The following is a 22,117-nucleotide window of genomic DNA, read 5'->3' on the forward strand; positions in this document are numbered from 1 at the left end:
GCGGATACCATGGATTGTCTGTTCTGCAAAATCGCTGCAGGTGAGATTCCCTCAAAAAAGGTGTATGAGGACGAGCAATGCTATGCTTTTTATGACATTGACCCACAGGCGCCGACGCATTTTCTAGTCATTCCCAAACAGCACATTGATTCGGCTGCGGCGGTGGACGCGTCTAACAGCGCGGTTGTCGCACGCTGCTTCGAGGTAATCGCCAAGGTTGCTAAGGATTTGGGGTTAGACAGTTTCCGTATCGTATCCAATATTGGCGAGCAGGCGGGGCAAAGCGTGTTTCACCTGCATTTTCACGTGCTTGCTGGACGTGATATGATCTGGCCTCCGGGCTGATAAAAGAAAAAAGAAGTGGCGTAAAAACGCCACTTCTTTTGCTGTGCACTGAAAGGAGGGGAGCGATTGTCCAGACGACCATTGGTGTTCTGTGTGCCCATGTTTGCCGCGGCGTTATATGTAGCGGTCATGCTGCAAAAAAGTATTGCGCTTTCCGCTTCGCTTCTGTTCTGTGCACTATGTTTAATTTCTCTTGCCGTTTTCTTTGAGAAGAGATATCTCCGGACTATTCTGCTGCTTACGCTGTCGGCCAGTATGGCTCTGACCTTTTTGTCGGCCTATGATGCAGTTTTCGTTTCTCCAATTCGGGCGCTTCATAGTCAGACTCTGAACATAACCGGAACGCTGTGCCAAGACCCGACTATCTATGATGACTGCCAACGCGCAGAATTGCAAATAGAACCCAGCGATAATGTGCCGCGCGCGTTTCGCACGCTTTGTTATCTGCCATTAACGGAAGAGTCGCTTTTGATAGGCGATCAAGTAGAACTCCAAGCGAAATTTTATCTGTCAGGTGATGCCGAGGGTTTTGACCGTGCAACTTTTCAGGCATCCAGTGGTTGCTTTATTTCTTCAGAGTTTGTAAAGGACGACAATGGCCGCGCTGTCCGGTTTTCGGTTATAAAAAGTAGCGGCAAAGCAGTTTGGCAGTATCCCCAACGCATAGCTCGCTATTGCAAGCAGATTATTTCTGAGAGCCTTCCTGAGCGGGAAGGCAGTTTGCTGAACGCCTTGCTTTTAGGCGATAAATCCGGTCTTAGCCGCACAGATTCCAGCGCCCTTCGAAAATCTGGACTGAGCCATTTGGTAGCGGTCTCTGGGTTGCATGTGGGATTTTTGGTCGCGTTTTGTTATCTGCTGTTTGGGCGAAGGTGGGGGACGGTTCTTTCTGTCTTGGTCATCTTGCTTTTCATTCCAATGGCGGGTGCAACCCCCTCGGTCATCCGCGCTGGCATCATGTATCTGGTCGCAGCAGGGGGATTCCTGCTGCGTAAAGAGGCTGATAGCCTCAACTCCTTGTTTCTCGCGCTGTTGATCTTACTTTTGTCCAACCCCTACGCAATCGCAAGCCTCAGCCTGCAGTTATCTTTTGCCGCTACGTTAGGACTCATTTTGTTTTCGGGAAAACTGCAATGCAGTATAATGCGGTTGTTTTCCGGCGCTTCCAGGCCGATGCGGAGCACAATGCGTTTTCTGGCAGGTGCTGTTTCGTGTACGATCTGCGCGTCGCTATTCACTATGCCTATTTTATTTTCAACCTTCGGTTACGTGTCTGTTTTATCTTTGCTCAGTAATCTACTGGTGGTCGGCGTGACAGCGGTGTGCTTTATCGGCGGTCTGCTGCTGTGCGTCTTTGGATCGCTCCATGCGAGCTTTGCCATAGGGATTGCATTCGTGCTACGGCCTTTTTTATCTTATATTCTCCGCGTGGCGGAACTAGTATCTTCCATCCCGTTCGGACTCATTTATTGGGAAGATGCTTTTGGCATTGCGGCCTTGTTTCTCTTTTTTGCTACGGTGTGGATTTGGATGTATGCCGCCACAAAAGTCAGGTGGCGCGTTGTCTTGCCGTGTGTTATTCTAATGTTGATTTCGCTGACTGCTGTGGGTACGTTTGTACAGTACTCACAATACCAAGTAACCTATCTCCCATGTGGTTCTGGCCAATCAATCCTCATTTCAAGAGCACCGGAAAAACTGACCGTCATTGACTGCAGCAGCACGCGGCAGGATGCTGCAGAGTTGTTGGAGGAATGGATGCTTTGGCATAATTTTGATCATATCGATACACTGATATTAACTGCTGTTGACAAAGGGCATGCCCGTAGCCTGCCAGATGTGATTGACCGGATACCTATAGAGAAAATCATCATCCCTGAAGGTTGTAAGCGTACCAAGCACAATGGCGCATATCTGGATAAGCTGGATCAAACGGCGGTTCCCGTGAACAAAGTGTCTGACACTCTGCAAATCAGCGATGCACCGAAGATCTCGCTTTTTTCGGTGACGGACGGCAAACTAGGCGTACAAATCGGTTCTCACACATTGGTGCTGCACAGTCCTACACAAAAGCAGCTGGCGGCCTACTTGGCCGATCATTCCCTCACGGCGCCCAATATCGTTTTAAACCAGGGGCAAACCTCGGAGATTGATCTGCTGCGTCAGGCATGTACTGATTTGCAGGCGGAGACGATTATTCTGCAAGCTGGATCACATACAATGCGGCAATTTAACGGGATTCCTATTTTAAGTCCTTATCAAACGGGAGAACTTATGTTAAACTACAAAAAAGATTAACTATTAGAAGTCAACCCCAAAAATGAAGGATGGTGGTAAAAAGTCAGATGGCTCGAAAAAGGTATAGCAAAGCAGAGGTCCGGCAGGACCTCAGATGGCTATTAAGGGGGATCAGGCTGCGGGGCAGTATGGCTGCCTGGATTTCTCCAGAGCGAAGATGAGCCGTACCAGTTTCTTGGCAGCATGGGATAAGGCGACGTTGTAATGCTTGCCCTCAGTACGCTTCTTGGCAAGGTAAGCAGCGAATGCGGGGTCCCAATGGCAGACGTACTTGGCAGCATTGTAGAGGGCATAGCGCAGATACCGTGAACCTCGTTTCTCCATGTGGGGATAGCAGTTTTTAAGCTGTCCGGATTGGTAGGTAGAGGGGGACATCCCAGCAAAGGCCAGCAGCTTGTCCGGGGAATCAAAGCGAGAGAAGTCACCAACCTCGGCCAGGATCATGGCACCCATGCGGTATCCAATCCCTGGAATGGTGGTGATGGGAGAATGCAGCTCATCCATGATGGACTGGATCGCGGTTTCAATTTCCTCAATCTCAGCGTCCAGTTCCCGGATGAGCCGGATGGTGTGCTGCAATTCCAGGGACTTGGCTGGCATCCTGGAGCCAACGGAGCATCTGGCGGCATCCCGGACCTCTACTGCCATATCCCTCCCATAGTGGCCTTTGGAGGCATCTGCCAACAGGGCCTTCAGTCTGGTCAAATGCACTTCAGCAACTTGTTTGGCCCCCGGAAATTCAGACAGCAGCGCATAAACCGACACCATGTGAAGTGTTGGCACCAGTTTTTCCAACTCAGGAAACAGGATGCACACCAGTCTGGAGATGGAAGTTTTCAATTTGGCCCGTTCTTTTACCTTGTCAAAACGGTATCTGGTGAGTGACTTTAATTCCTCGTTGTGGTATGCTGTATCCGTGTAGGGCTTGAGGCCCACATCGGACAAAAGCATAGCCGCAATCGTTCGTGCGTCAACCCGGTCTGTCTTCGTCTTCCTGAGACTGAGACTTTTCCGGTATAGATTGGTGCGCAGAGGGTTCAAGACATAGGTGGCCAGACCGTTGTCAAGAAGAAACCCAAGAATGTTGTAGCTGTAATGCCCGGTCGCCTCAAGCCCTACTTTTATGCTGCCTTGGGAGGTGGAACAGGCCCGGAGCTTGTCCAGCAGGGTGTTGAAGCCCTCCAGGTTATTAGGGATGGTGAATACATCCGCCAAGGTGACGCCCTCGGAGCTGAGAATGAAGCAGTCGTGCTTATCCTTGGCCACATCAATTCCAACGCAAATCATAGTAAAACCTCCAACGGCAAATTTGTGATGCTGTTTCCACAGAACACTTTGCTTTTGTAGCCTTGTTCCATATAAACCGTCTGGCGGTATTTAACTGATCAACAAAACTGCAAAGGGCTGTGGTTGGAACCTTTCTTGAACCATCTTGTGGTAGGAGGGTGCAACCAATCCACAGCATCCCTTACAGTGTAGCACAGCCCTTGGAGAGGGGCTTTAATAACTACTACTCTATAATACAAGGACGGTGCAAATGGAAAATGACCATAGTTCCGATTACATTTTCAAAGCGTATGTGGTGAACACCGCCGCCTATGACGCCGGAGACCGTGAGGCCTCCGGCGCATGGCTGTACTTTCCCACCTATGGCGAGGCAATCAATGAAGTCATGGAGCAGATCGGCCTTCCGGCGGGCGCGCCGCCGGGCAAGTATTTCATTGACGATTATGTTTGCAGGATCGACGGCATGAAGCCGGTCCTCCCCATGTACTGTGATTTTGGCGAGCTGGCTATGCTGGCACAAGGGCTTTCCGATCTCTCTTTGGAGGACCGGGATTTGCTGGCGGCAGTCCAGGAGTCGCCCTACCGCCTTACCACGCTGGAACAGTTCCGGGAGTTTCCACATAATACGGAGTTCTTCACCCTGGAGCCGAGCATCAAGCGGCTGGACGATCTGGGCTGGAGCTATGTAGCACAGCACATGGACATTCTTCTGACCCCGCCGCTTTTGGACGCCATCGACCCTGTGCCGTTTGGAAAGCACGCTATGGAGGAAGATAAGGGCTGCCTTACCAACTACGGCTATCTCGCCCCTCCCGGCGACGAATGGCAGCATGAGCAGGATGCCCGCCCTGCGAAAAAGCAGGCGGAAAAGAAGCCCTCCATCATGGAACGGCTTGAACAGAGCAAAAAGGAATGTGCAGGCCAGAACAAGGCGCAGCCCCACCGGGGAAAATCTGCGCCGGAACTTTAAGGAGGTGCGAGTATGCCGGATTACAGTTATGATAAAGATTATCCTTTCGCCGCCTTTATTACCAACCTTGGGAAGTACAACGAGGGTGAGCTTGTGGGCGAATGGGTGAAGTTTCCCACCACCTATGACGAACTGCAAAAAGTGTTTGAGCGCATAGGTATCGGCAAGACGGACGATTTCGGGCAGCCCTATGAGGAATGGTTCATCACCGATTACGATTGCTATGTGGGTAGCCTGTATGACAAGCTGGGCGAATACGAAAGCCTGGACGAGCTCAATTATCTGGCGTCGAAGATCGGCGAGATGGACCGCGGCGAATACAACCAGTTCCTTGCGGCTATGGAGATAGGCGAACATTCGGGCAGCTTGCGGGAGATCATTAACCTTACGGATAATCTGGATTGCTACGATATTGACCCGGATATTGAGGACCATGACGACCTGGGGCGGTATTACATCAACGAGCTGGACGCCATGCAGGTGCCGGAGCATTTGAAGAATTATATCGACTACGAGGCCTACGGCCGGGATGTTGCTCTGGAGGAAGGGGGCAGCTTCACCGAGTTTGGATATGTGCGGGATACGGGTTCTTCCTTCCATGAGTATTACAACGGCGACCGTGACAATATCCCGGAGGAATACCGCGTTATGAGCAAGCCGGAGGCGGAAGATGAATTGACCCAGGATGAAAAGCTGGATATGGCGACCGATCTTGCCTTTGACCTGGACGAGTTTTTCCGTGCCCATGACAAGGATTATGCCGGGGCGTATCCCGATCCCCATGAGGCAAAGGAGCGTCTTGCGGATTTGCTGGTAGCGGACAGGCTGCAAGAGATCGATGCCCGGCTTTCCGATTTGGGACAGACAGAACAGGACACCCTTCCGATTGAGGTTGCCGGGTACAAGGAGGCAACCGGCTATGAGGAATACCTTGACATTGACACGGCGGCGATCCGTGAGGCGCTTCAAGACCCGGATAAATCCCATGTGGATAAAATGCTGGCCTTTGCGGAAAAGGTGGAACGGGAGTACGCCGCCGAAGCCGCCGCTTTCGTGCAGACCCCGGAAAGTATCTTGGAGCAGGCGCGGGCGGTCTACGGCGACCAGACGCCAGAGGATACCTTTTCTATCTATCAGATCAAAGATGGCGCGGAGCTGCGGGATTATCGTTTTGAGTCGCTGGACAGCTTGCAGCGAGCCGGTCTTTCTGTAAGACCGGAGAATTACGAGCGGGTTTATACTGCGCCGCTGACCGGGAAAGATGATTTGGAAAGCATCTTCACGAAGTTCAACATCGACCGCCCCGATGATTTTCACGGTCATTCTCTGTCGGTGTCCGATGTGGTGGTATTCCATCAGGACGGCAAGGATACTGCCCACTTCTGCGATAGCGCAGGCTTTACGGAGGTGCCACAGTTTTTGGAACCGGCACCTGTGCCAGATAACTGCCTCACTGGAGAAACAATCCGCACGCCCAGGGGCAGCTTCCATTTGACCGATATGACGAAAGAGCAGATGGAGGCGGCCGGATACGGTTTTCATCACGCTTCGGACGATGGGCGCTATCAGATCATGGCAAACGGGACGCGGGCCTTCGCCATCCGAAGCGAAACCGCCCTCACGCGCTCCGAGCCGGACAATCCCCTTCGCACCGCTGAAATGACCCTGGAAGATGATTACGGCATGATCGACGGCATTGTAAACAACGGCAGACGCGACGAGGAATTGGAAAAGGCAAAGGAGGCAGCGGCAAAAACTGTCCCGGATAAAAAGCCCTCCATCATGGAGCGGCTGGAGGACGCCAAACGGGAGTGCGCCGGGCGCAAGTCACTCGATAAGGCAGCGCCGCAGAAAAAACCGCCGGAGCTGGGCGACCTATGAGCAAAAGCAAGAAATGGCGGCTGGAATGGTCCTTCTTCCTGGGCGAGAACGGCAGGCGGCAGTATAACAAGGTCTGTAAGGGCTGCGTTCACGGCTGCAAACAGAGTTTCCGGGCAACGCTGGTACAATGTCCGCATTACCTTTCCCTCCGTTCCAAAAAGTGCGGCGATAAAGGTTGAAAAGCGGCAAATAAATCCTCCGTGTCGGCTTTTCGGGAGGCGGGCAGTATGATTTCCCATGCAAGGCGCATGGGGCGAAAATGAAGGAAAAGGGCGTGAAAACACACCTTTTCAAAGCATGGCAAAGGAGCGTCATCATCGGCTTGTCCGATGGTGACACTCCTTATATTTATATGGCAGTAGTGATAAAAGTCTCTATTTTGGAAATAGTAGCGTCTACTTCGGAAATGTTTTTTCTCAAAAGTCGGTGCATATCTTGATTGATTTCAACATCATGCCCTTTAATATGTATTACCTTTTCGCCTAAAGCAATATGCCCCAATCGATTACGATACATATTGACTTTGTCTATATAATATTGTTTAAAATCACTTGGGCAGGTATCGCCTGGCATATGATATTCTGTCGATAAAATTGGCAAAATGACTTGAACAATATCTAGTCTATCAGCTATGCCCAATGTATAATCATCGTTATTCGCATGACTAAAACAACACTCGGCGGCCTTTGCAGTTTCAACCGTTTTCTTGACGTGAGATTTTTTGTTATCCAATAAAGCGGTGAGTTTTTGCGATAAACGTTCTTTCTGCGTTTGGTCAAAGTTTCGCCAACAGATGTTGAGAATTTCCCTGATTCGAACTTCAAAACCACTGGTGTTGTCCAAAACGAACCCGCGCAAATTAACAATGTCCTCAGAACGTCTAACTATCTTTTGTATAATTTTTTCGACCTTATCGGTGAAAATCGTGTAATCGCGCTTGGTTAAATACACGCCATCAATAGGAGGCATTTGTTTCCTGATAGCGGATAGCATATTCTGTTCTTCTGACGAGTAAAACAAAATGTCCGTCAATATATTACTGTTTCGTAACGCTACAACAATTGTGTCTCCAGTCGCACCTTCCGCTAATTTATAATCCATTAAAATCAAGTCATAATCATTGCCTATCAATTCACTTAATGAGAAGTCATCACCATCTCTTCTTGTAATATCCGGCGTAAGATAGTGTGTCTCAAGAATGGATTTAACAAGCAAACATTCCATATTAAACCAAGCAGGTTCATCTTCAAACCACAAAATTCTAAAAGAAGTGTTCATTTTTTTAGCCTCACAATCAATCTAAATCCTGCGCGATATGCGGTATCTATATCAACAGTACCCTTCATTTCATCGACAAGCTGTTTAATATGATATAATCCAATTCCAAATCCCTTTTTCTTTGTATTAGAAGAAAATCCCCATTCAAACAAAGATGTTGGGTCAATATCCTCAGCTAGACCAATACCATTGTCAGAAAAAATAATTTCAACATAGTTGCTTGCTTCAGACATTTCAATGTTGAGTGCTGTTGCGCCCGCCTTTATCGAATTACTTGCAATATTGTCAATAATGACACCAATTGATGATGCATCAAATTTGCATTCAAATGCCTGATCGTAGAAAGTCAAATTATATTTTAAGCCTTGAATTACAAGACCAGCATCAATATACTGACGAATAAAATCATAGATACTGTTCTTTCCATTTTGTTTCAGTGCCTGATTTCCATGTATAGCTAAATCAGATAATTTATGCGCTTTCTCGTTAGCTTGATAGATTTGACCGATAATTGACAATACAAAGTCTTTGTTCTCCATCTCTGCGGGCGCAAGCAATTCGCGCAAATAATTTATGTACCCCTTGGCGGCATCGGTAAGGGTGTATACTGAATGGAACCCGTTAATAAGGTTTGTTACATCCTGATTAGCACTTCCTTTGAGGAAATATATTTGTCGTTCTCTAGCTTGTCCCTCTTGCTGAGCTTTAATTAGTTCCTTCTCCTGAGCCGCTTTTTCTTCTTCCAATTCAATATTATGAGATGCAATTGCTTCTGTTCGCTTTTTCAGCGATTGCGCCAAACTAATTAGCCCACTGTCCTGAGTTTGTTCAGCAACGCTCTCAAGCTTTTTCAGGGAAGTTGTAAGGCTCTCTTGCTTTTTGTCATTTTTTAATAAAATATTGGGATTATAATCAACGCTGACTATATCGTTCGCATCCACATTGGTGATGAACTGCGAAATAATCTGATTGCCAATCTCATTTGGCTGTATAGTATGTGTGGGGTCACTCTTTAGGGGCTCACCCCAGCCAATAAGATTGACGACATATTTTTCAAGAACCTTCAAGCCTTTTTCAAAAAAGAGATTTGTAAGCTCATCTACAGCGTTTGTATGAATAAAGCCATGTGCGCGACTCGTTGTCTCAACAAAACCGTCATTTTTACCCTTGATGGAAATACGTCCCATTATTTCGCGGGTGCCTAAAAACCGCTTCCATCCCTGTGCCTTGCGCTGGTCAATCCCAAAGAAATCTTGACCAGGTTCACCATAAGGATTAATTCGGAAGCCGTTTTTATATATAAAGACCGAGCCATATTTTATCGGTTGAACTCCACCCATTTGACGAGTAAAGCTAACCTTAGCACTCTGATTTAGGAAAAAAACTACAATACTGATGTCGTGTAGCTCAGGATAATTCCGGTTTTTTTCTACAATGGAGAAGATGTATTCACCGCGATCAGACAGCCTGCTTGTAATGTGCTTACCATCTTGAGATACGCTTACTTCAACGCTAGTTGTTTTTATATTTAGCTTTTCAAAAATGTCATTGTGAATTAGGCCATTGACAATATCACGATCGGTATTAATCCCAGCTTTTTGCAGCGTCATATTATCATTTTCCTTCTCGGAGGCTACAATAAGCTCAATATCAAATGGAATCTCTCCCTTGTTTGCATCAGGGCTAATCAACTTCATTAACGAGCGCTTGAGCCGCAAAAGTGCATCGCGATCCCAATCTTCACGCAGCTGCTCGACAATAAGAGTTGTACCCTTCTCAAAACCACCGGGAAGCTGCTTCACAATTGAGTATTGAACAGGGATACTCATAAATTCTTGCGTATCATCAAGCTCAAATTTGTTCCAATTCACCTCTACCATATTTGCAGCATTATCGTTTTCAGTCTTAGTAACCAGAGTTAATAGTGCACCTAACCGATCACATGAAAAGCGACCCACACCTTTAGCACCAGCTACTTCACGCTTAATTTCATCTCGATATGAGGATTTTTCACGGTTCTGTGGTTTCTTTTCCGAATATGCGACAAACAGCCACTTGCTAATAATATCATCGTAGGTCATGCCGTTCCCGTTATCCGAAATAATAATTTTTTCAGCACCATCGTCTGTTTGAACAAATGATATTGTAACTTTACTTGCACCTGCATCATATGAATTTTTGACCAACTCGAACATGGCTATGTATTTATCACTGATTAAATCTCGGCCAATAATATTCTTGAGCCCGGAGCTTACGCGGAAGGCTAACTCACTATTCTGTTTGTTCATGCGATAGCACCTCCAATATAGCAAGTCCTACTTGCTCTGCAAACAGCGGTGGAACTGCGTTACCTACCTGAGTATAGCGAGGGACTTCCTGTTTGCGTCTTTTTCCTCCAGATGTATATTTCCCCTTGAATTGAAACCAATCAGGAAAACTTTGAATTCGTGCATGCTCACGTACAGTTAGAATTCGAGGTTCCTCGTAGTGAACCAATTCATCAGGAATAGATGTAATCGTTGGGGCCTGCGCATTTGCATCCAAAACAGTAACTCCACGGCGGTTTAGATTTTCGACTATATTATCATCAGGCGTAATTCGCCTACCTATTGGAGCGTTCAGTAGTAGCTCCTCTTGTAGCTTGATAATTTCCTTGCGGTGATTAACAAAACGATGACTATCCACAGCACATCCATCGACTACTATACCTTTTCGCATTAGACGCTGATAACCAGATTGCGCGAAACCATAAACACCGGCTTGAAATCCTTTGGTATCAGGTGATGGCGTTGTTCCACAAGATTTTTTCAAATCGTCAATAGCATCCCGAATATTTGTTGAGCAGGAAATGCCCTTTGAATTACAGAATGCATTTCTATTCTTTTCAAGTGTTGAGAAAACATCTTTAGGTGAATGATCTCTCATCGCCACCAAAATAAATCTCTTCCTGTTTTGCGGGACACCATATTCAGACATATCCACGATTTGATGTGCAGTTTTATACCCTAATCGCTTTAATGCACGTTCAACATAAGAGGAGTATTGTTTGGTTCCTTTTTTTCCTTTGAAGTTCACAGTAAACCCATGAACATTTTCAAAAATAATGACCTTTGGCATAACTAATTTAATAAATTTTATATAGGATTTTACCAATTTGTTCCGCTGGTCATTCTTATCTCTTTTGCCCGCCATAGAGAAACCTTGGCAAGGTGGTCCACCAGCTACCAATGTTACCTTGCCTTGCAGGTCAAGTAGCTCTTGCGTATGCTTTTTTAGTAATATATTGATATCACATTCTTCAATTGGTAGCCAAGCCGGCCATTCAAAGTGTTTCTTACTCTGAATAAGATTATAGTTCAAGGTAGAAAAAGCATCAGCATTTTTTTCAATTGCAAATAAGCCTGCCCACCCAGCTTCTAACAAGCCAGTAGACAAGCCACCACATCCTGCAAAAATATCAATATAAAAATGCTTGTTTCCCATCATAATTCCTCTAACAATTGGATATAACTATTCATAATAATAATACCATGGCTTTAAGCAAACTTCAAGAACAGGTGGTGATTTTGTGCTTTACTGTCGATTTTTTAAAGTTGATCGTAATACAAATTGGGATGCCTTAAAAGAGCAGACTCATTTGCATGAGTTGAACAGCAAAAAAGTGTTGCCTTATAAAATCCTAACGTCAATTGTCCTATCTCATGACGAGTTTGATGATCTATGCAAAAACATACATCTACCGCACTTCTCATATAAGGAATTTGCAAAAAGGTCAGTTGCAAATTCAGACGGAATATGGAATTGCATTGTACTTCGTGGGAAAAGTGAAAATCGAGAATTGATAATATACACAGCAGGGCAACTGTATCCCTTGTATGCGGGCATAAAAGAATAATGAAGGCAGTTTTATCATCAGTTCGGATAAAACTGCCTTCATTTTACATTTTTCTCTTTGCAGGAACCACACAAAGCACAAGCCTATAACCTGTCAACGGCACATACCATGCGGCGACGAGCAGCCGCCACACCAGGACAAAGCCGCCGATAATCCCACCGATCACGAAGTTCAGCAGGAACAGCGGGAGCGCCGTTCCCAGGGAACCGCCCGGCACGATCCACGCAAACATACGGGGGATGCCGAAGGGCAATCCGCAAAGTATGAACAGCCACATATAGTCTATCTCTCCGTTTTTGATGCAGGCGGATTTGAAAATGCAATAGAGCAGCGCGGCAACCGCCACGGGCAGCACGCTCTTTTTCAGAAAATCCTTGATGATCTCGCCCTTTGTCATAGGCTATGCGCCTCCCTTCGTACTTCGATTATAACCGACAAATCAACCAGCGCCCAGCCCTTTATCCCTGAAGTGTCCGTAAACACAAGAAAAGGCGTAACCGTCAGTTACGCCCCTTGTGAGATCGCAATATAAAAAGCGAGTGGTCTCACAGCATTTCAAATGCTATAAGACCACTCGCCATGGTGCGGGTAACAGGACTTGAACCTGCACGTCAAGGACACCAGAACCTAAATCTGGCGCGTCTGCCAATTCCGCCATACCCGCATTTATATTTAGTATACCGGGTTTGGGGCGGCTTGTCAATTGCGTACTTGGGGGAAATTCACCGCAAAAAACTGTAAACAGCTATACCAAACCGGCAAGTTGTGTGCTATACTAAATCTGTATAAGTGTTTTGTAACGGATGGGAGAGACCATGAAGCGATTCCGCGTGATTCCCGTGCTGCTCGTTTTGCTTTTGGGGCTGTCGGGCTGCACGATCCCCTCGGGCGACGAACTGCTCGCCGCGCCCAAACCCTCCAAAAACTATCAGACGCTGCAAACCGAGCTGGAAAAAATTCAGACCACGCAGATTTATGCCGCGCCGGTGTCGGGCGAAAACCGTTCGACCGTGCAGCTTGTCGATCTGGACGGTGACGGCGTTGAGGAATCCATATCCTTTTTCCAGCAAACCGGAAACAGCAATGCATTTACTGTGTATGTCCACAAGAAGCAGGGCGACACCTATGTAAACACAGGCTCGGTGCAGGGCTCGGGCACGGCTATCCAGTCGGTCGACTACCCGGTCATCACGCCGGACGGCAGGCGCGGGATGGTCATTTCATGGAAGCTCGCGGGCGACGGCCTGGGCGCGGCCACGGTGTGTGATTTCGACGGCTCCTGCGCGCCGCGCGTGCTGCTGGAGACCGAGTATTCCGCCATGCAGCTCGCGGATCTGTCCGGAAACGGCGCAAAGGATCTGCTGCTGCTCGGCACAGATGAAAAAGGCCGTCGCGTCGCGCGCCTATACCAGTACGCGGCGGGCGAGCTGACGCTCGGCGGCGAGGTCGCGACCAGCCCCGAGGCGGTCACGGTCGTGCGGATGACGAGCGGGCGCGTAAAGGATAGTGTGCCTGCAGTGTTCGCAGAGCAGCGCACCGAGTCCGGCGCGGGGTTAACCACCGACATTTTCGTCTTTACCGACGGCACGCTCCGAAACCTCGCGCTGGACGGCGAGGATACCTCAGCTCGCGGTACCTACCGGCCGATCTTGGTCTACGCGGCCGACGTCAACGCCGACGGCGTGACCGAGCTGCCGCGCGCGGTGCTCATGGCGGGCTATACCGACGCCGCCTCGGCCGACGCGGTGTTTATGATCGATTGGTACGCCTACGGGGTGGACGGGCAGCCGCAAAAGGTGAAGACCACCTATCAGAATGTGTCCGAGGAGTGGTCGCTGTCCATCGACGACGGCTGGCACGACCGTATCACCGCCGCGAAGACCAGCGAAAACGGCCTCAACGCCACGCATTTTTATCAATACCTGGGCGGTGACCAGCGATTGCCGCTGTTTACCATATACTGCGCGACCGGCACGCTGAGCGACTATTACGCGGCGCGCACCGATCTCATCCAGCTTGCTACAACGAGCAAAGCCGTCTTTTTTGCCCGCATTGAGGACACCGCGGGCAGGAGCGACATCTCGGTCTCCGAGGACGGCATCCGGGAACGGTTCTCGGTCGTCACGCAGGATTGGCATTATTAGAAGCTTGAATTTCTTTAAGGAGGATTCTCCATGAAACGCAAAATACTGGTGCTGGAAGACGAAGAAAACATTCGCTCCTTCTTAGTTTTGAACCTGAAGCGCTCGGGATATGAAGTCATCGAAGCCGAGACCGGCGAGCAGGCGCTCGAAAAATACCATGAAAACCAGGATATCGCGGTCGCGGTGCTCGACGTGATGCTGCCCGGTATCGACGGCTACGAGGTCTGCCGCTCGATGCGCGCGGCGGGCTATGCCGCCGGCATCATCATGCTGACCGCCCGCGTGCAGGAGACCGATAAGGTGACCGGCCTGATGAACGGCGCGGACGATTATGTGACCAAGCCGTTTTCCGTCATCGAGCTTGCCGCGCGCGTGGACGCGCTGTACCGCCGCGTGTCCGGCTCGCCTTTCTCCGAGGAGGACGTGATCAAATCCGGCCCGTTCAAGCTCAACCTGCGCGCGCGCGAGGTGCTCAAAAACGGCATCAAGATCGAGCTGACGCAGATCGAATACGGGCTTTTAAAAGCGTTTATGGAGAATATCGGCAAGGCGCTATCGCGCGATGATCTGCTTGAAATGGTCTGGGGGCACCACTATGTGGGCGAGCTCAAGATCGTGGACGTGAATATCCGCCGCTTGCGCATCAAGATCGAGGACGACCCCGCCAACCCGTCCCATATCGTCACCGTGCGCGGGTATGGGTATATGTGGGAAGGGTAAACGGGTTTCGCCAACACCAAAACGAAAGGCCTTTTTCTATGAACTACCACAAGCAAAAGAAAATACAGCCCGAAGCAGTGCCGTCCGCGCCCAAGGTGCAGCACTCGCCGGGCGGCCTGCGCGGCCGCTGGATGATGAACTATCTCAGCTTTGTGCTGGTCATCCTGGCGGCCGTCGTTATTTTGGTTTCGGTCGGCGTTTCGGGGTATTATTACTCGAATGTGCGCGAAAGCCTGGTCGGCCGGAGCGAAAATGCAGCGAGCTTTTTCCACAAATACCTGACCGGCACCTACAACCAGTTTTATTCGGCGGCCGAACAGTATATCGCGGATTTTGAGATCCCCGATAAGCTGGAATTGCAGTTTCTCGACCGCACCGGCCGCGTCATGATGTCCACCTCGGGGCTGACCGGCGGCGGTACGCCCTCCACCGAGGACGCGGGGCAGGCGATCAGCGAGCAGAAGACGGCCGTCTTTTCGGGGCGCGACCCTCTTTCGGACGAGCGCGTGATGAGCGTCACCACGCCGCTGTTTTCAGGGCGCGGCGAACTGATCGGCGGCGTGCGCGTCATTTCCTCGCTTTCCATTGCGGAAAAGCAGATCTGGATCATCATCGGCATCGCGATTTTGGTCAGCCTGGTGTTTTTGTTCATGGTCGTCGCATCAAGCTCGTATTTCATCAAATCCATCGTCGACCCGGTGCTCAAAATTAACACCATCGCCAAGGAGATCGCGGACGGGCGCTACGGCGTGCGCCTGCAAAAGACCTATGACGACGAGATCGGCGAACTGTGCGACACGATCAACTATATGTCGGACGAGATCAGCCGCGCCGAGCGCATGAAGAACGACTTCATCTCCTCGGTCTCGCATGAGCTGCGGACACCGCTCACCGCCATCGGCGGCTGGAGCGAAACGCTGCTTGCGGGCGGCGGCGAGGACCCTGAGGAGGTCATGCAGGGCCTCAACATCATCCAGAAAGAGGCCGGCCGGCTGACGCGCATGGTCGAGGAGCTTTTGGATTTTGCGCGCATCGAATCCGGGCGCATGAAGCTCGAGGTCGAGCTGTTCGACGTATCCATCGAGTTGTATGAAGCCGTGTATATGTATGAAAACCTGCTGAAGAAGACCGGTATGCAGCTTTCCTATGACGAGGACGACGAACAGACCTATTATATTAACGGCGACCGGCACCGCATGAAGCAGGTGTTCCTGAACATCTTAGACAACGCCGCCAAATACGGCGCGGACGGCAAAAAGATCGATATCACGCTGCGGCGCGAGGGCGGCAAAATCGCTGTCACCGTGCGGGACTACGGCGCGGGCATCCCCGAGGCCGAGCTGCCGTTCGTCAAGGAGAAGTTTTACAAAGGCTCGTCGAAGCAGCGCGGCAGCGGCATCGGCCTTGCTGTGACCGACGAGATCGTCCGCCTGCACGGCGGCACGCTCGAGATTGACTCGGCGCTGGGCGCGGGCACAACGGTCACCATCTTGCTGCCGTCCGCCGAGGCGGAAAACGAACTGGGCATCACGGGCACGATCCCGCCAATCCCGGACACCCCCTATTCACCCGAAGGAGAACCCTAATGGAACAAAAGAAAACAACGATCGGCGGACAGGCCATCATCGAGGGCATTGTCATGAAAGGGCCGAAAAAGTCCTGCACGGTCGTGCGTAAGTCGGACGGCGAGCTGGTCGTCAAAGAGGACCAGACCAAAGCCCCTGCCGCCATCTGGAAAACGCCCATCCTGCGCGGCGCGTATACGCTGTTTGCCGCGATGAAGGACGGCATCGAGGCCATCAACTATTCGGCCTCGTTCTTCGAGGACGACGAGCCGGACGTGCCGCCCTCCAAGTTTGAGATCTGGCTCGAAAACAAATTCAGCTCGGCGGGCATCGATAAGTTTATCATGGGCCTGTCGACCGTGATCGGCATCGCGCTTCCGGTCGCGCTGTTCATGCTGCTGCCCAGCTTTCTGGGCGGGTTCGTGCCCGAATCGTGGGGCGTTCTGGCGCGCAACGTGTTTGAGGGCGCCGTGCGCGTTCTCATTTTCCTGCTGTTTATGTGGTCGGTCTCCCATATGAAGGACATCCGGCGCACGTTCGAGTATCACGGCGCCGAGCACAAGACCATTTTCTGCTATGAATCGGGCGCCGAGCTGACCGTCGAAAACGTCCGCAAGCAGGGGCGGTTCCATCCGCGCTGCGGCACAAGCTTTATGTTCGTGCTCATCATCATCGCGACGATTGTGTCGTCCATCGTGTTTTCGCTCATCGAGATCACCAACCCGTGGCTGCGCATGCTGGCGCACCTGATCTTGCTGCCGCTCGTGGTCGGCATCAGCTATGAATTCAACCGCTGGGCGGGGCGGTCGGACGGGGCGCTGTCGCGCGCGCTGCGCTGGCCCGGCCTGATGATCCAGCGCCTGACCGTGTTCGAGCCGGACGATTCGATGATCGAGGTCGCGATCGAGGGCATGACGCGCGTCATCCCGGAGGATAACTCCGACCAATGGTGAAAAAAGGTAAGGGGGCAGCCCGCATTGACGAAAACGATCAACGATGTGTATATGCAGCTTTTCAAGCGCTTTAAGGAGGCGGGCTCGCCACAGCCGTCGCTCGAGGCGCGCGAGCTGACCGCCTATGCCTGCAAGGTGGACAAGGGGCGTACAGCCGAATGGGGCCACATCTATCTGGACGACGCGACGGTCGATTTCGCGAACCTGCTTTGCGACCGCTGTCTGGACGGCGAGCCGCTCGCGTACATCTTAAACGAGTGGGATTTCTACGGGCTGACGTTCAAGATCGACAAAAATGTGCTCATTCCGCGTTCGGACACCGAGCGGCTGGCCGAGCTTGCCATCGAGCGGGCGCAGAAAGCCGTCAACCCGCGCGTGCTGGACCTTTGCTGCGGCTCGGGCTGCATCGGCATCGCGGTTGCGCACGAGGTGGAGGACGCGCGGGTGACCGCGGTAGACATTTCGGATAACGCGGTGCGCCTGTCGCGCGAGAACGCGCGGGCGAACGGCGTGTTTTCGCGCTATGTCGCCCTCAAGGCCGACGTGCGCTTCCGACCGCAGAACAATCTGGGCAAGTTCGATGTGATCGTATCCAACCCGCCCTATGTGACCGCTGAGGAAATGCGCGGGCTGGACCGCAGCGTGCGGGAGTTCGAGCCCGAACAGGCGCTTTACGGCGGGCCGGACGGCCTCGATTTTTATCGATCCATCTGCGGCAAGTGGGGCGACCTGCTCGTGCCGGGCGGCCTGATTTTGTTTGAGTGCGGCTACCGGCAGGCGACGCAGGTGTGTGCCATTCTGGAGGACAACCGCTTTTCCGGCATTGGCATCACGGAGGATCTCGCGGGCGTGCCGCGGATCGTTTACGGGGAAAACCCGGCGCAGGAAGAGATTTGATAGAGGTACACCCGGCAGTTGCTGCCGGGTGCTTTTTATAAAAACGAAAATTTGTTCGATTTATTCTTGCTTTTTATTTTGCACCCTGTTATAATGGGTTCATTGAAAGCAAGGCGGAGGAAACAACATATGGCAACGAAAAAACAGCTCGAAAAGGTCGCCCCGGCGGCGGATAAGCAGAAAGCGCTTGAAAAAGCGCTCGGACAGATCGAGACCCAGTTCGGCAAGGGCTCGGTCATGCGCCTGGGGCAGAACACGGGCATGAGCGTCGAGCATATCCCGACCGGGTCGATCGGGCTCGACCTCGCGCTGGGCATCGGCGGTCTGCCGCGCGGCCGCATCGTGGAGATCTACGGGCCTGAATCCTCCGGCAAGACGACGGTCGCGCTGCACGCGGTCGCAGAGGCGCAGAAGCAGGGCGGCACCGCCGCGTTTATCGACGCGGAGCACGCGCTCGACCCCATTTACGCTAAGGCGCTCGGCGTCGATATCGACAGTTTGTTGGTCTCCCAGCCCGATACCGGCGAGCAGGGGCTGGACATCGCCGAGGCGCTCGTGCGCTCGGGCGCGATCGATATTGTGGTCATCGACTCGGTGGCCGCGCTCACGCCCCGCGCTGAGATCGAGGGCGAAATGGGCGATTCGTTCGTCGGCCTGCACGCCCGCATGATGAGCCAGGCTATGCGCAAGCTTGCCGGCTCGATCGCAAAAAGCCAGTGTGTGGCCATTTTCATCAACCAGCTGCGTGAAAAGGTCGGCGTGATCTACGGCAGCCCCGAGGTGACGACGGGCGGCCGCGCACTCAAGTTCTACGCCTCCGTGCGTATCGATGTGCGCCGCACCGAGCATCTCAAGACCGGCACCGAGGCCATCGGCAGCCACACGCGCTGCAAGGTGGTCAAGAACAAGGTCGCGCCGCCGTTCAAGGAGGCTGAGTTCGACATTATGTATGGCGAGGGCATCTCGCGCACGGGCGAGCTGGTCGACCTCGGCGTGAAGTACGGCATGGTGCAGAAGGCGGGCGCGTGGTTCGCCATGGGCGAGACCCGCCTCGGCCAGGGGCGCGACAACGCCAAGCTGTATTTTAAGGAGCATCCCGAAGAGGCGGACGAGCTGCAAAAGAAGATTATGGAGGCCGTTGAGGCCGAGCGCACAAAAACCGCGCAGGCGTCGGCCGTCAAGGCCGCCCCGGCCGCCGGCACGCCGGCGGCGAAGCCCGCCGCGCCCAAGGCGGCCTCGTCCAAGGCCGTGTCCATCGATGCGGACGATTTTGACGATCTCGAAGAATGAGCGACGATAAATACCGCGCCGCGCTCGACGCGGCGGCAAAGCAGCTCTCCTACCGCGCGCTGTCCTGCGACGGCCTGCGTCAGAAGCTGATCGACAAAGGCCATGAGGAACAGGCCGCGGAATACGCGGTCGCGTGGCTGCTCGAGCGGCACCTGCTGGACGACGCGGCGTATGCCGAAAGCGTCGTGCGTTCCTGCGCGCGCAAGGGCTATGGCGAAATGCGCATTCGGCAGGAGCTTAAAAAGCGCATGGTGAGCCGCGAGGCGGCGGAAGGGGCGCTCGCGGGCTTCGCGCCCGAACAGGAAACGCTGCTTGCCCTGCTGGATAAACGCCTGAAAGGCGATTTGTCGGACAAAAAGGAGATCGACAAGGCGGTCGCCTTTTTGCAGCGGCGGGGCTACGGCTGGCATGACATCCGCGACGCGCTCGCGGCCTACGAGCAAAGCCTTTCGGAAGCAGACGAGCTGTAACAAACGCGCCCTTTGGGGCGCGTTTTTCTGTTGCTGACAAACACGGGATTGCGTGTTATAATAATTGCAAGCGAAAAACGGAATAGGAGAACAATACTGTGAGCAAAATTGCACTGATATCGCTCGGCTGCGCCAAAAACCTGGTCGACAGCGAGCATATGCTCGCCCTGCTGCGGGCGGCGGGGCACGAGATCGTGGACGATATGGCCGAGGCCGAGTGCGGCGTCGTCAACACCTGCGGGTTCATCGAGGCGGCCAAGGAAGAGGCGATTGAAACCATTCTGGAGGCCGCGCAGCATAAAAAGACCGGGAAAATGCGCGCGCTCGTCGTCACGGGCTGCCTGGTGCAGCGCTATGCGGACGAAATGCGCGCGGAGCTGCCCGAGGTCGACGCGCTTTGCGGTACGGGAAGCTATGAAAACATCGTCGACGCGGTAAACGCCGCCTTGCAGGGGCAAAAGGCCGCTTATCTGAGCGATATGGCCGCGGCCGCGCTGGATGGCGCGCGCGACCGGCTCACGCCGTCCTACACCGCGTATTTCAAGATCGCGGAGGGCTGCTCGAATAAGTGCGCGTACTGCATCATCCCCAAGCTTCGCGGGCCGTACCGTTCCCGGGAAATGGACGCGCTGCTGGACGAAGCCCGGGCGCTCTCGGACGCAGGCGTGAAAGAGCTGATCGTCATTGCGCAGGACATCACAAAATACGGCATGGATCTGCCCGGCCACGAACGGTTGCTGGCCGCGCTGCTCCGAAAGCTGTGCGAAATGGATTTCACATGGATCCGCCTGCACTACCTCTATCCCGACCAGATCACGGACGAGCTCATCGACGTGATCGCCTCGGAGGGAAAAATTGTAAAATATCTCGATATCCCGCTGCAGCACGTCGTCCCGCGCATCCTGCGGGCGATGCACCGCCCGGGGGACGGGGACGAGTTTCTGCGGCTGATCGAAACGCTTCGCGCATGCATCCCCGGCCTCGTGCTGCGCACCAGCCTGATCGTCGGCCTGCCCGGCGAAACGGAAGACGAGTTCGCCGCGCTGTGCGGCTTTTTGCAGGAGGCGCACATTGAGCGCGTCGGCGTGTTCGAGTTTTCGTCCGAGGAGGGCACCGAGGCCGCCGGACTGCCCGGCCAGATCGACGCGGAAACTAAAGCGCGCCGCCGCCTGATCGTGGAGGAATTGCAGTCGAACGTGCTGGACGATTATAACATTTCGCGCCATGGCACGGTTATGACCGTGCTGTGCGAGGGCTTTGACGAGGACGAAAATCTCTATTTCGGACGCACCTACGCCGATTCGGTCGAGGTGGACGGCAAGGTCTGGTTTTCGAGCGAAGAAGAGGTGCCCGCGGGCGCGTTCGTGCCCGTGCGCATCACCGACAGCCTGGGAGCAGACCTGCTGGGCGTGAAGCAAGAGGAGGGGACCGTATGACGACCGCCAATAAAATTACCATCGTGCGCATTCTGATGATTCCGTTTTTCATCTGGTGCGCGATGCAGGATACCGTGGCGTTTCAAATTGCCGCACTCGCGCTGTTCTGCGTGGCGAGCTTTACCGATTTTCTGGACGGCTATGTGGCCCGCAAATACAACCAAGTGACCGATTTCGGCAAGTTTGTCGACCCGCTGGCCGATAAGCTGCTGGTAACGGCGGCGCTGCTCATTTTCATCGAAAAGGGCTATTTTGCCGCGTGGATGGTGTTTATCATCCTCGCGCGCGAGTTTATCATCACCTCGCTTCGCATCGTGGCCGCGAACAAGGGCCGCGTGCTCGCCGCGACGTGGACGGGCAAGGTCAAGACCTGCGTGCAGATCGGCGGCGTTATTCTGCTTTTTCTCTCGCAGATCGTGTTCGAGCTGACGCCGCAGGGCGCGTATTCCGCGCCTCAGCCGATCTGGACCGGTTTGATTTGGTGGCTCGCCCCGTGGGTGGTGACCCTTGTCACGCTCTATTCAGGCTTTGATTACCTCCGGAAGAACTGGGATCTCATCAAGGACGGCGCTGTAAAAGAAAAATAAGCGGAAAAGGGACGGCGAAAGCCGTCCCTTTTTATGACCGCTTCTTGCGTAAACGGGTAAAAAGGGGTATACTGATTCCATCTGGAATTTAAAGGAGTAAA

At 52.6% G+C, this 22,117-nt stretch carries 17 protein-coding genes, 1 tRNA gene and 1 pseudogene; 13 read left to right on the plus strand and 6 right to left on the minus strand.

What is annotated here, in order from left to right; genetic code table 11:
• Positions 1 to 9: 9 nt before the first annotated feature.
• Both SO058_RS03155 and SO058_RS03160 read left to right on the plus strand, forming a co-directional pair.
• Complete coding sequence (locus SO058_RS03155; RefSeq protein WP_320841545.1) at positions 10 to 345, plus strand: histidine triad nucleotide-binding protein; 336 nt, start codon at positions 10 to 12, stop codon at positions 343 to 345.
• A gap of 66 nt (positions 346 to 411) precedes the next feature.
• Complete coding sequence (locus tag SO058_RS03160; protein ID WP_320841546.1) at positions 412 to 2,643, plus strand: ComEC/Rec2 family competence protein; 2,232 nt, start codon at positions 412 to 414, stop codon at positions 2,641 to 2,643.
• A 111-nt stretch (positions 2,644 to 2,754) separates the two neighbouring features.
• Here the strand turns inward: SO058_RS03160 and SO058_RS03165 are convergent, their stop codons facing one another.
• Entirely contained in the window at positions 2,755 to 3,930 is a 1,176-nt protein-coding gene (locus SO058_RS03165; protein ID WP_320841547.1) for an IS110 family transposase, read from the minus strand.
• 250 nt (positions 3,931 to 4,180) lie between these two features.
• On the opposite strand from SO058_RS03165, the gene SO058_RS03170 reads away from it, so the two are divergent.
• Together SO058_RS03170 and SO058_RS03175 are read left to right on the plus strand one after the other, a co-directional pair.
• Positions 4,181 to 4,900 (plus strand): antirestriction protein ArdA, encoded by a 720-nt coding sequence (locus SO058_RS03170; RefSeq protein WP_320841548.1) that lies wholly within the window; start codon positions 4,181 to 4,183, stop codon positions 4,898 to 4,900.
• Positions 4,901 to 4,912: 12 nt separating this feature from the next.
• A complete protein-coding gene (locus SO058_RS03175; RefSeq protein ID WP_320841549.1) occupies positions 4,913 to 6,781 on the plus strand; it encodes an antirestriction protein ArdA in 1,869 nt (622 codons plus the stop codon).
• Positions 6,782 to 7,129: 348 nt separating this feature from the next.
• Here the strand turns inward: SO058_RS03175 and SO058_RS03180 are convergent, their stop codons facing one another.
• From SO058_RS03180 to SO058_RS03200, 5 genes are all read right to left on the minus strand, one after another.
• A complete protein-coding gene (locus SO058_RS03180; protein WP_320841550.1) occupies positions 7,130 to 8,059 on the minus strand; it encodes a hypothetical protein in 930 nt (309 codons plus the stop codon).
• Positions 8,056 to 10,347: an ATP-binding protein gene (locus SO058_RS03185; protein WP_320841551.1), complete on the minus strand. Its 2,292-nt coding sequence runs from the start codon at positions 10,345 to 10,347 to the stop codon at positions 8,056 to 8,058. The genes SO058_RS03180 and SO058_RS03185 overlap by 4 nt, the downstream gene beginning before the upstream one ends.
• Positions 10,331 to 11,542: a DNA cytosine methyltransferase gene (locus tag SO058_RS03190; RefSeq protein ID WP_320841552.1), complete on the minus strand. Its 1,212-nt coding sequence runs from the start codon at positions 11,540 to 11,542 to the stop codon at positions 10,331 to 10,333. The genes SO058_RS03185 and SO058_RS03190 overlap by 17 nt, the downstream gene beginning before the upstream one ends.
• Before the next feature lie 455 nt (positions 11,543 to 11,997).
• Positions 11,998 to 12,351, minus strand: coding sequence for a DUF6050 family protein (locus SO058_RS03195; protein ID WP_320841553.1), 354 nt, complete (start codon positions 12,349 to 12,351; stop codon positions 11,998 to 12,000).
• A gap of 183 nt (positions 12,352 to 12,534) precedes the next feature.
• Positions 12,535 to 12,618: transfer RNA gene (locus SO058_RS03200), tRNA-Leu, on the minus strand.
• Between the two features lie 151 nt (positions 12,619 to 12,769).
• Between SO058_RS03200 and SO058_RS03205 the strand changes: the two genes are divergently transcribed.
• From SO058_RS03205 to pgsA, 9 genes and pseudogenes are all read left to right on the plus strand, one after another.
• Positions 12,770 to 14,098, plus strand: coding sequence for a hypothetical protein (locus tag SO058_RS03205; protein WP_320841554.1), 1,329 nt, complete (start codon positions 12,770 to 12,772; stop codon positions 14,096 to 14,098).
• A 30-nt stretch (positions 14,099 to 14,128) separates the two neighbouring features.
• Positions 14,129 to 14,818: a response regulator transcription factor gene (locus SO058_RS03210; protein WP_320841555.1), complete on the plus strand. Its 690-nt coding sequence runs from the start codon at positions 14,129 to 14,131 to the stop codon at positions 14,816 to 14,818.
• 38 nt (positions 14,819 to 14,856) lie between these two features.
• Complete coding sequence (locus SO058_RS03215) at positions 14,857 to 16,404, plus strand: sensor histidine kinase (RefSeq protein ID WP_320841556.1); 1,548 nt, start codon at positions 14,857 to 14,859, stop codon at positions 16,402 to 16,404.
• Positions 16,404 to 17,336 (plus strand): DUF1385 domain-containing protein, encoded by a 933-nt coding sequence (locus SO058_RS03220; protein ID WP_320841557.1) that lies wholly within the window; start codon positions 16,404 to 16,406, stop codon positions 17,334 to 17,336. Before SO058_RS03215 ends, SO058_RS03220 begins: the two co-directional genes overlap by 1 nt.
• 24 nt (positions 17,337 to 17,360) lie before the next feature.
• Complete coding sequence (gene prmC / locus SO058_RS03225) at positions 17,361 to 18,233, plus strand: peptide chain release factor N(5)-glutamine methyltransferase (RefSeq protein WP_320841558.1); 873 nt, start codon at positions 17,361 to 17,363, stop codon at positions 18,231 to 18,233.
• Between the two features lie 129 nt (positions 18,234 to 18,362).
• On the plus strand, positions 18,363 to 19,523 hold the full coding sequence (recA, locus tag SO058_RS03230; RefSeq protein WP_320841559.1) for a recombinase RecA: 1,161 nt from the start codon (positions 18,363 to 18,365) through the stop codon (positions 19,521 to 19,523).
• Complete coding sequence (locus SO058_RS03235; RefSeq protein ID WP_320841560.1) at positions 19,520 to 19,993, plus strand: regulatory protein RecX; 474 nt, start codon at positions 19,520 to 19,522, stop codon at positions 19,991 to 19,993. Before recA ends, SO058_RS03235 begins: the two co-directional genes overlap by 4 nt.
• A gap of 98 nt (positions 19,994 to 20,091) precedes the next feature.
• Positions 20,092 to 21,345, plus strand: a pseudogene (rimO, locus tag SO058_RS03240) (30S ribosomal protein S12 methylthiotransferase RimO); the annotation flags it as partial.
• A gap of 80 nt (positions 21,346 to 21,425) precedes the next feature.
• A complete protein-coding gene (gene pgsA, locus SO058_RS03245) occupies positions 21,426 to 22,016 on the plus strand; it encodes a CDP-diacylglycerol--glycerol-3-phosphate 3-phosphatidyltransferase (protein WP_320841562.1) in 591 nt (196 codons plus the stop codon).
• Positions 22,017 to 22,117 lie beyond the last annotated feature (101 nt).

This window comes from Agathobaculum sp., assembly GCF_034098985.1.
Classification (GTDB): Bacteria; Bacillota; Clostridia; order Oscillospirales; family Butyricicoccaceae; genus Agathobaculum.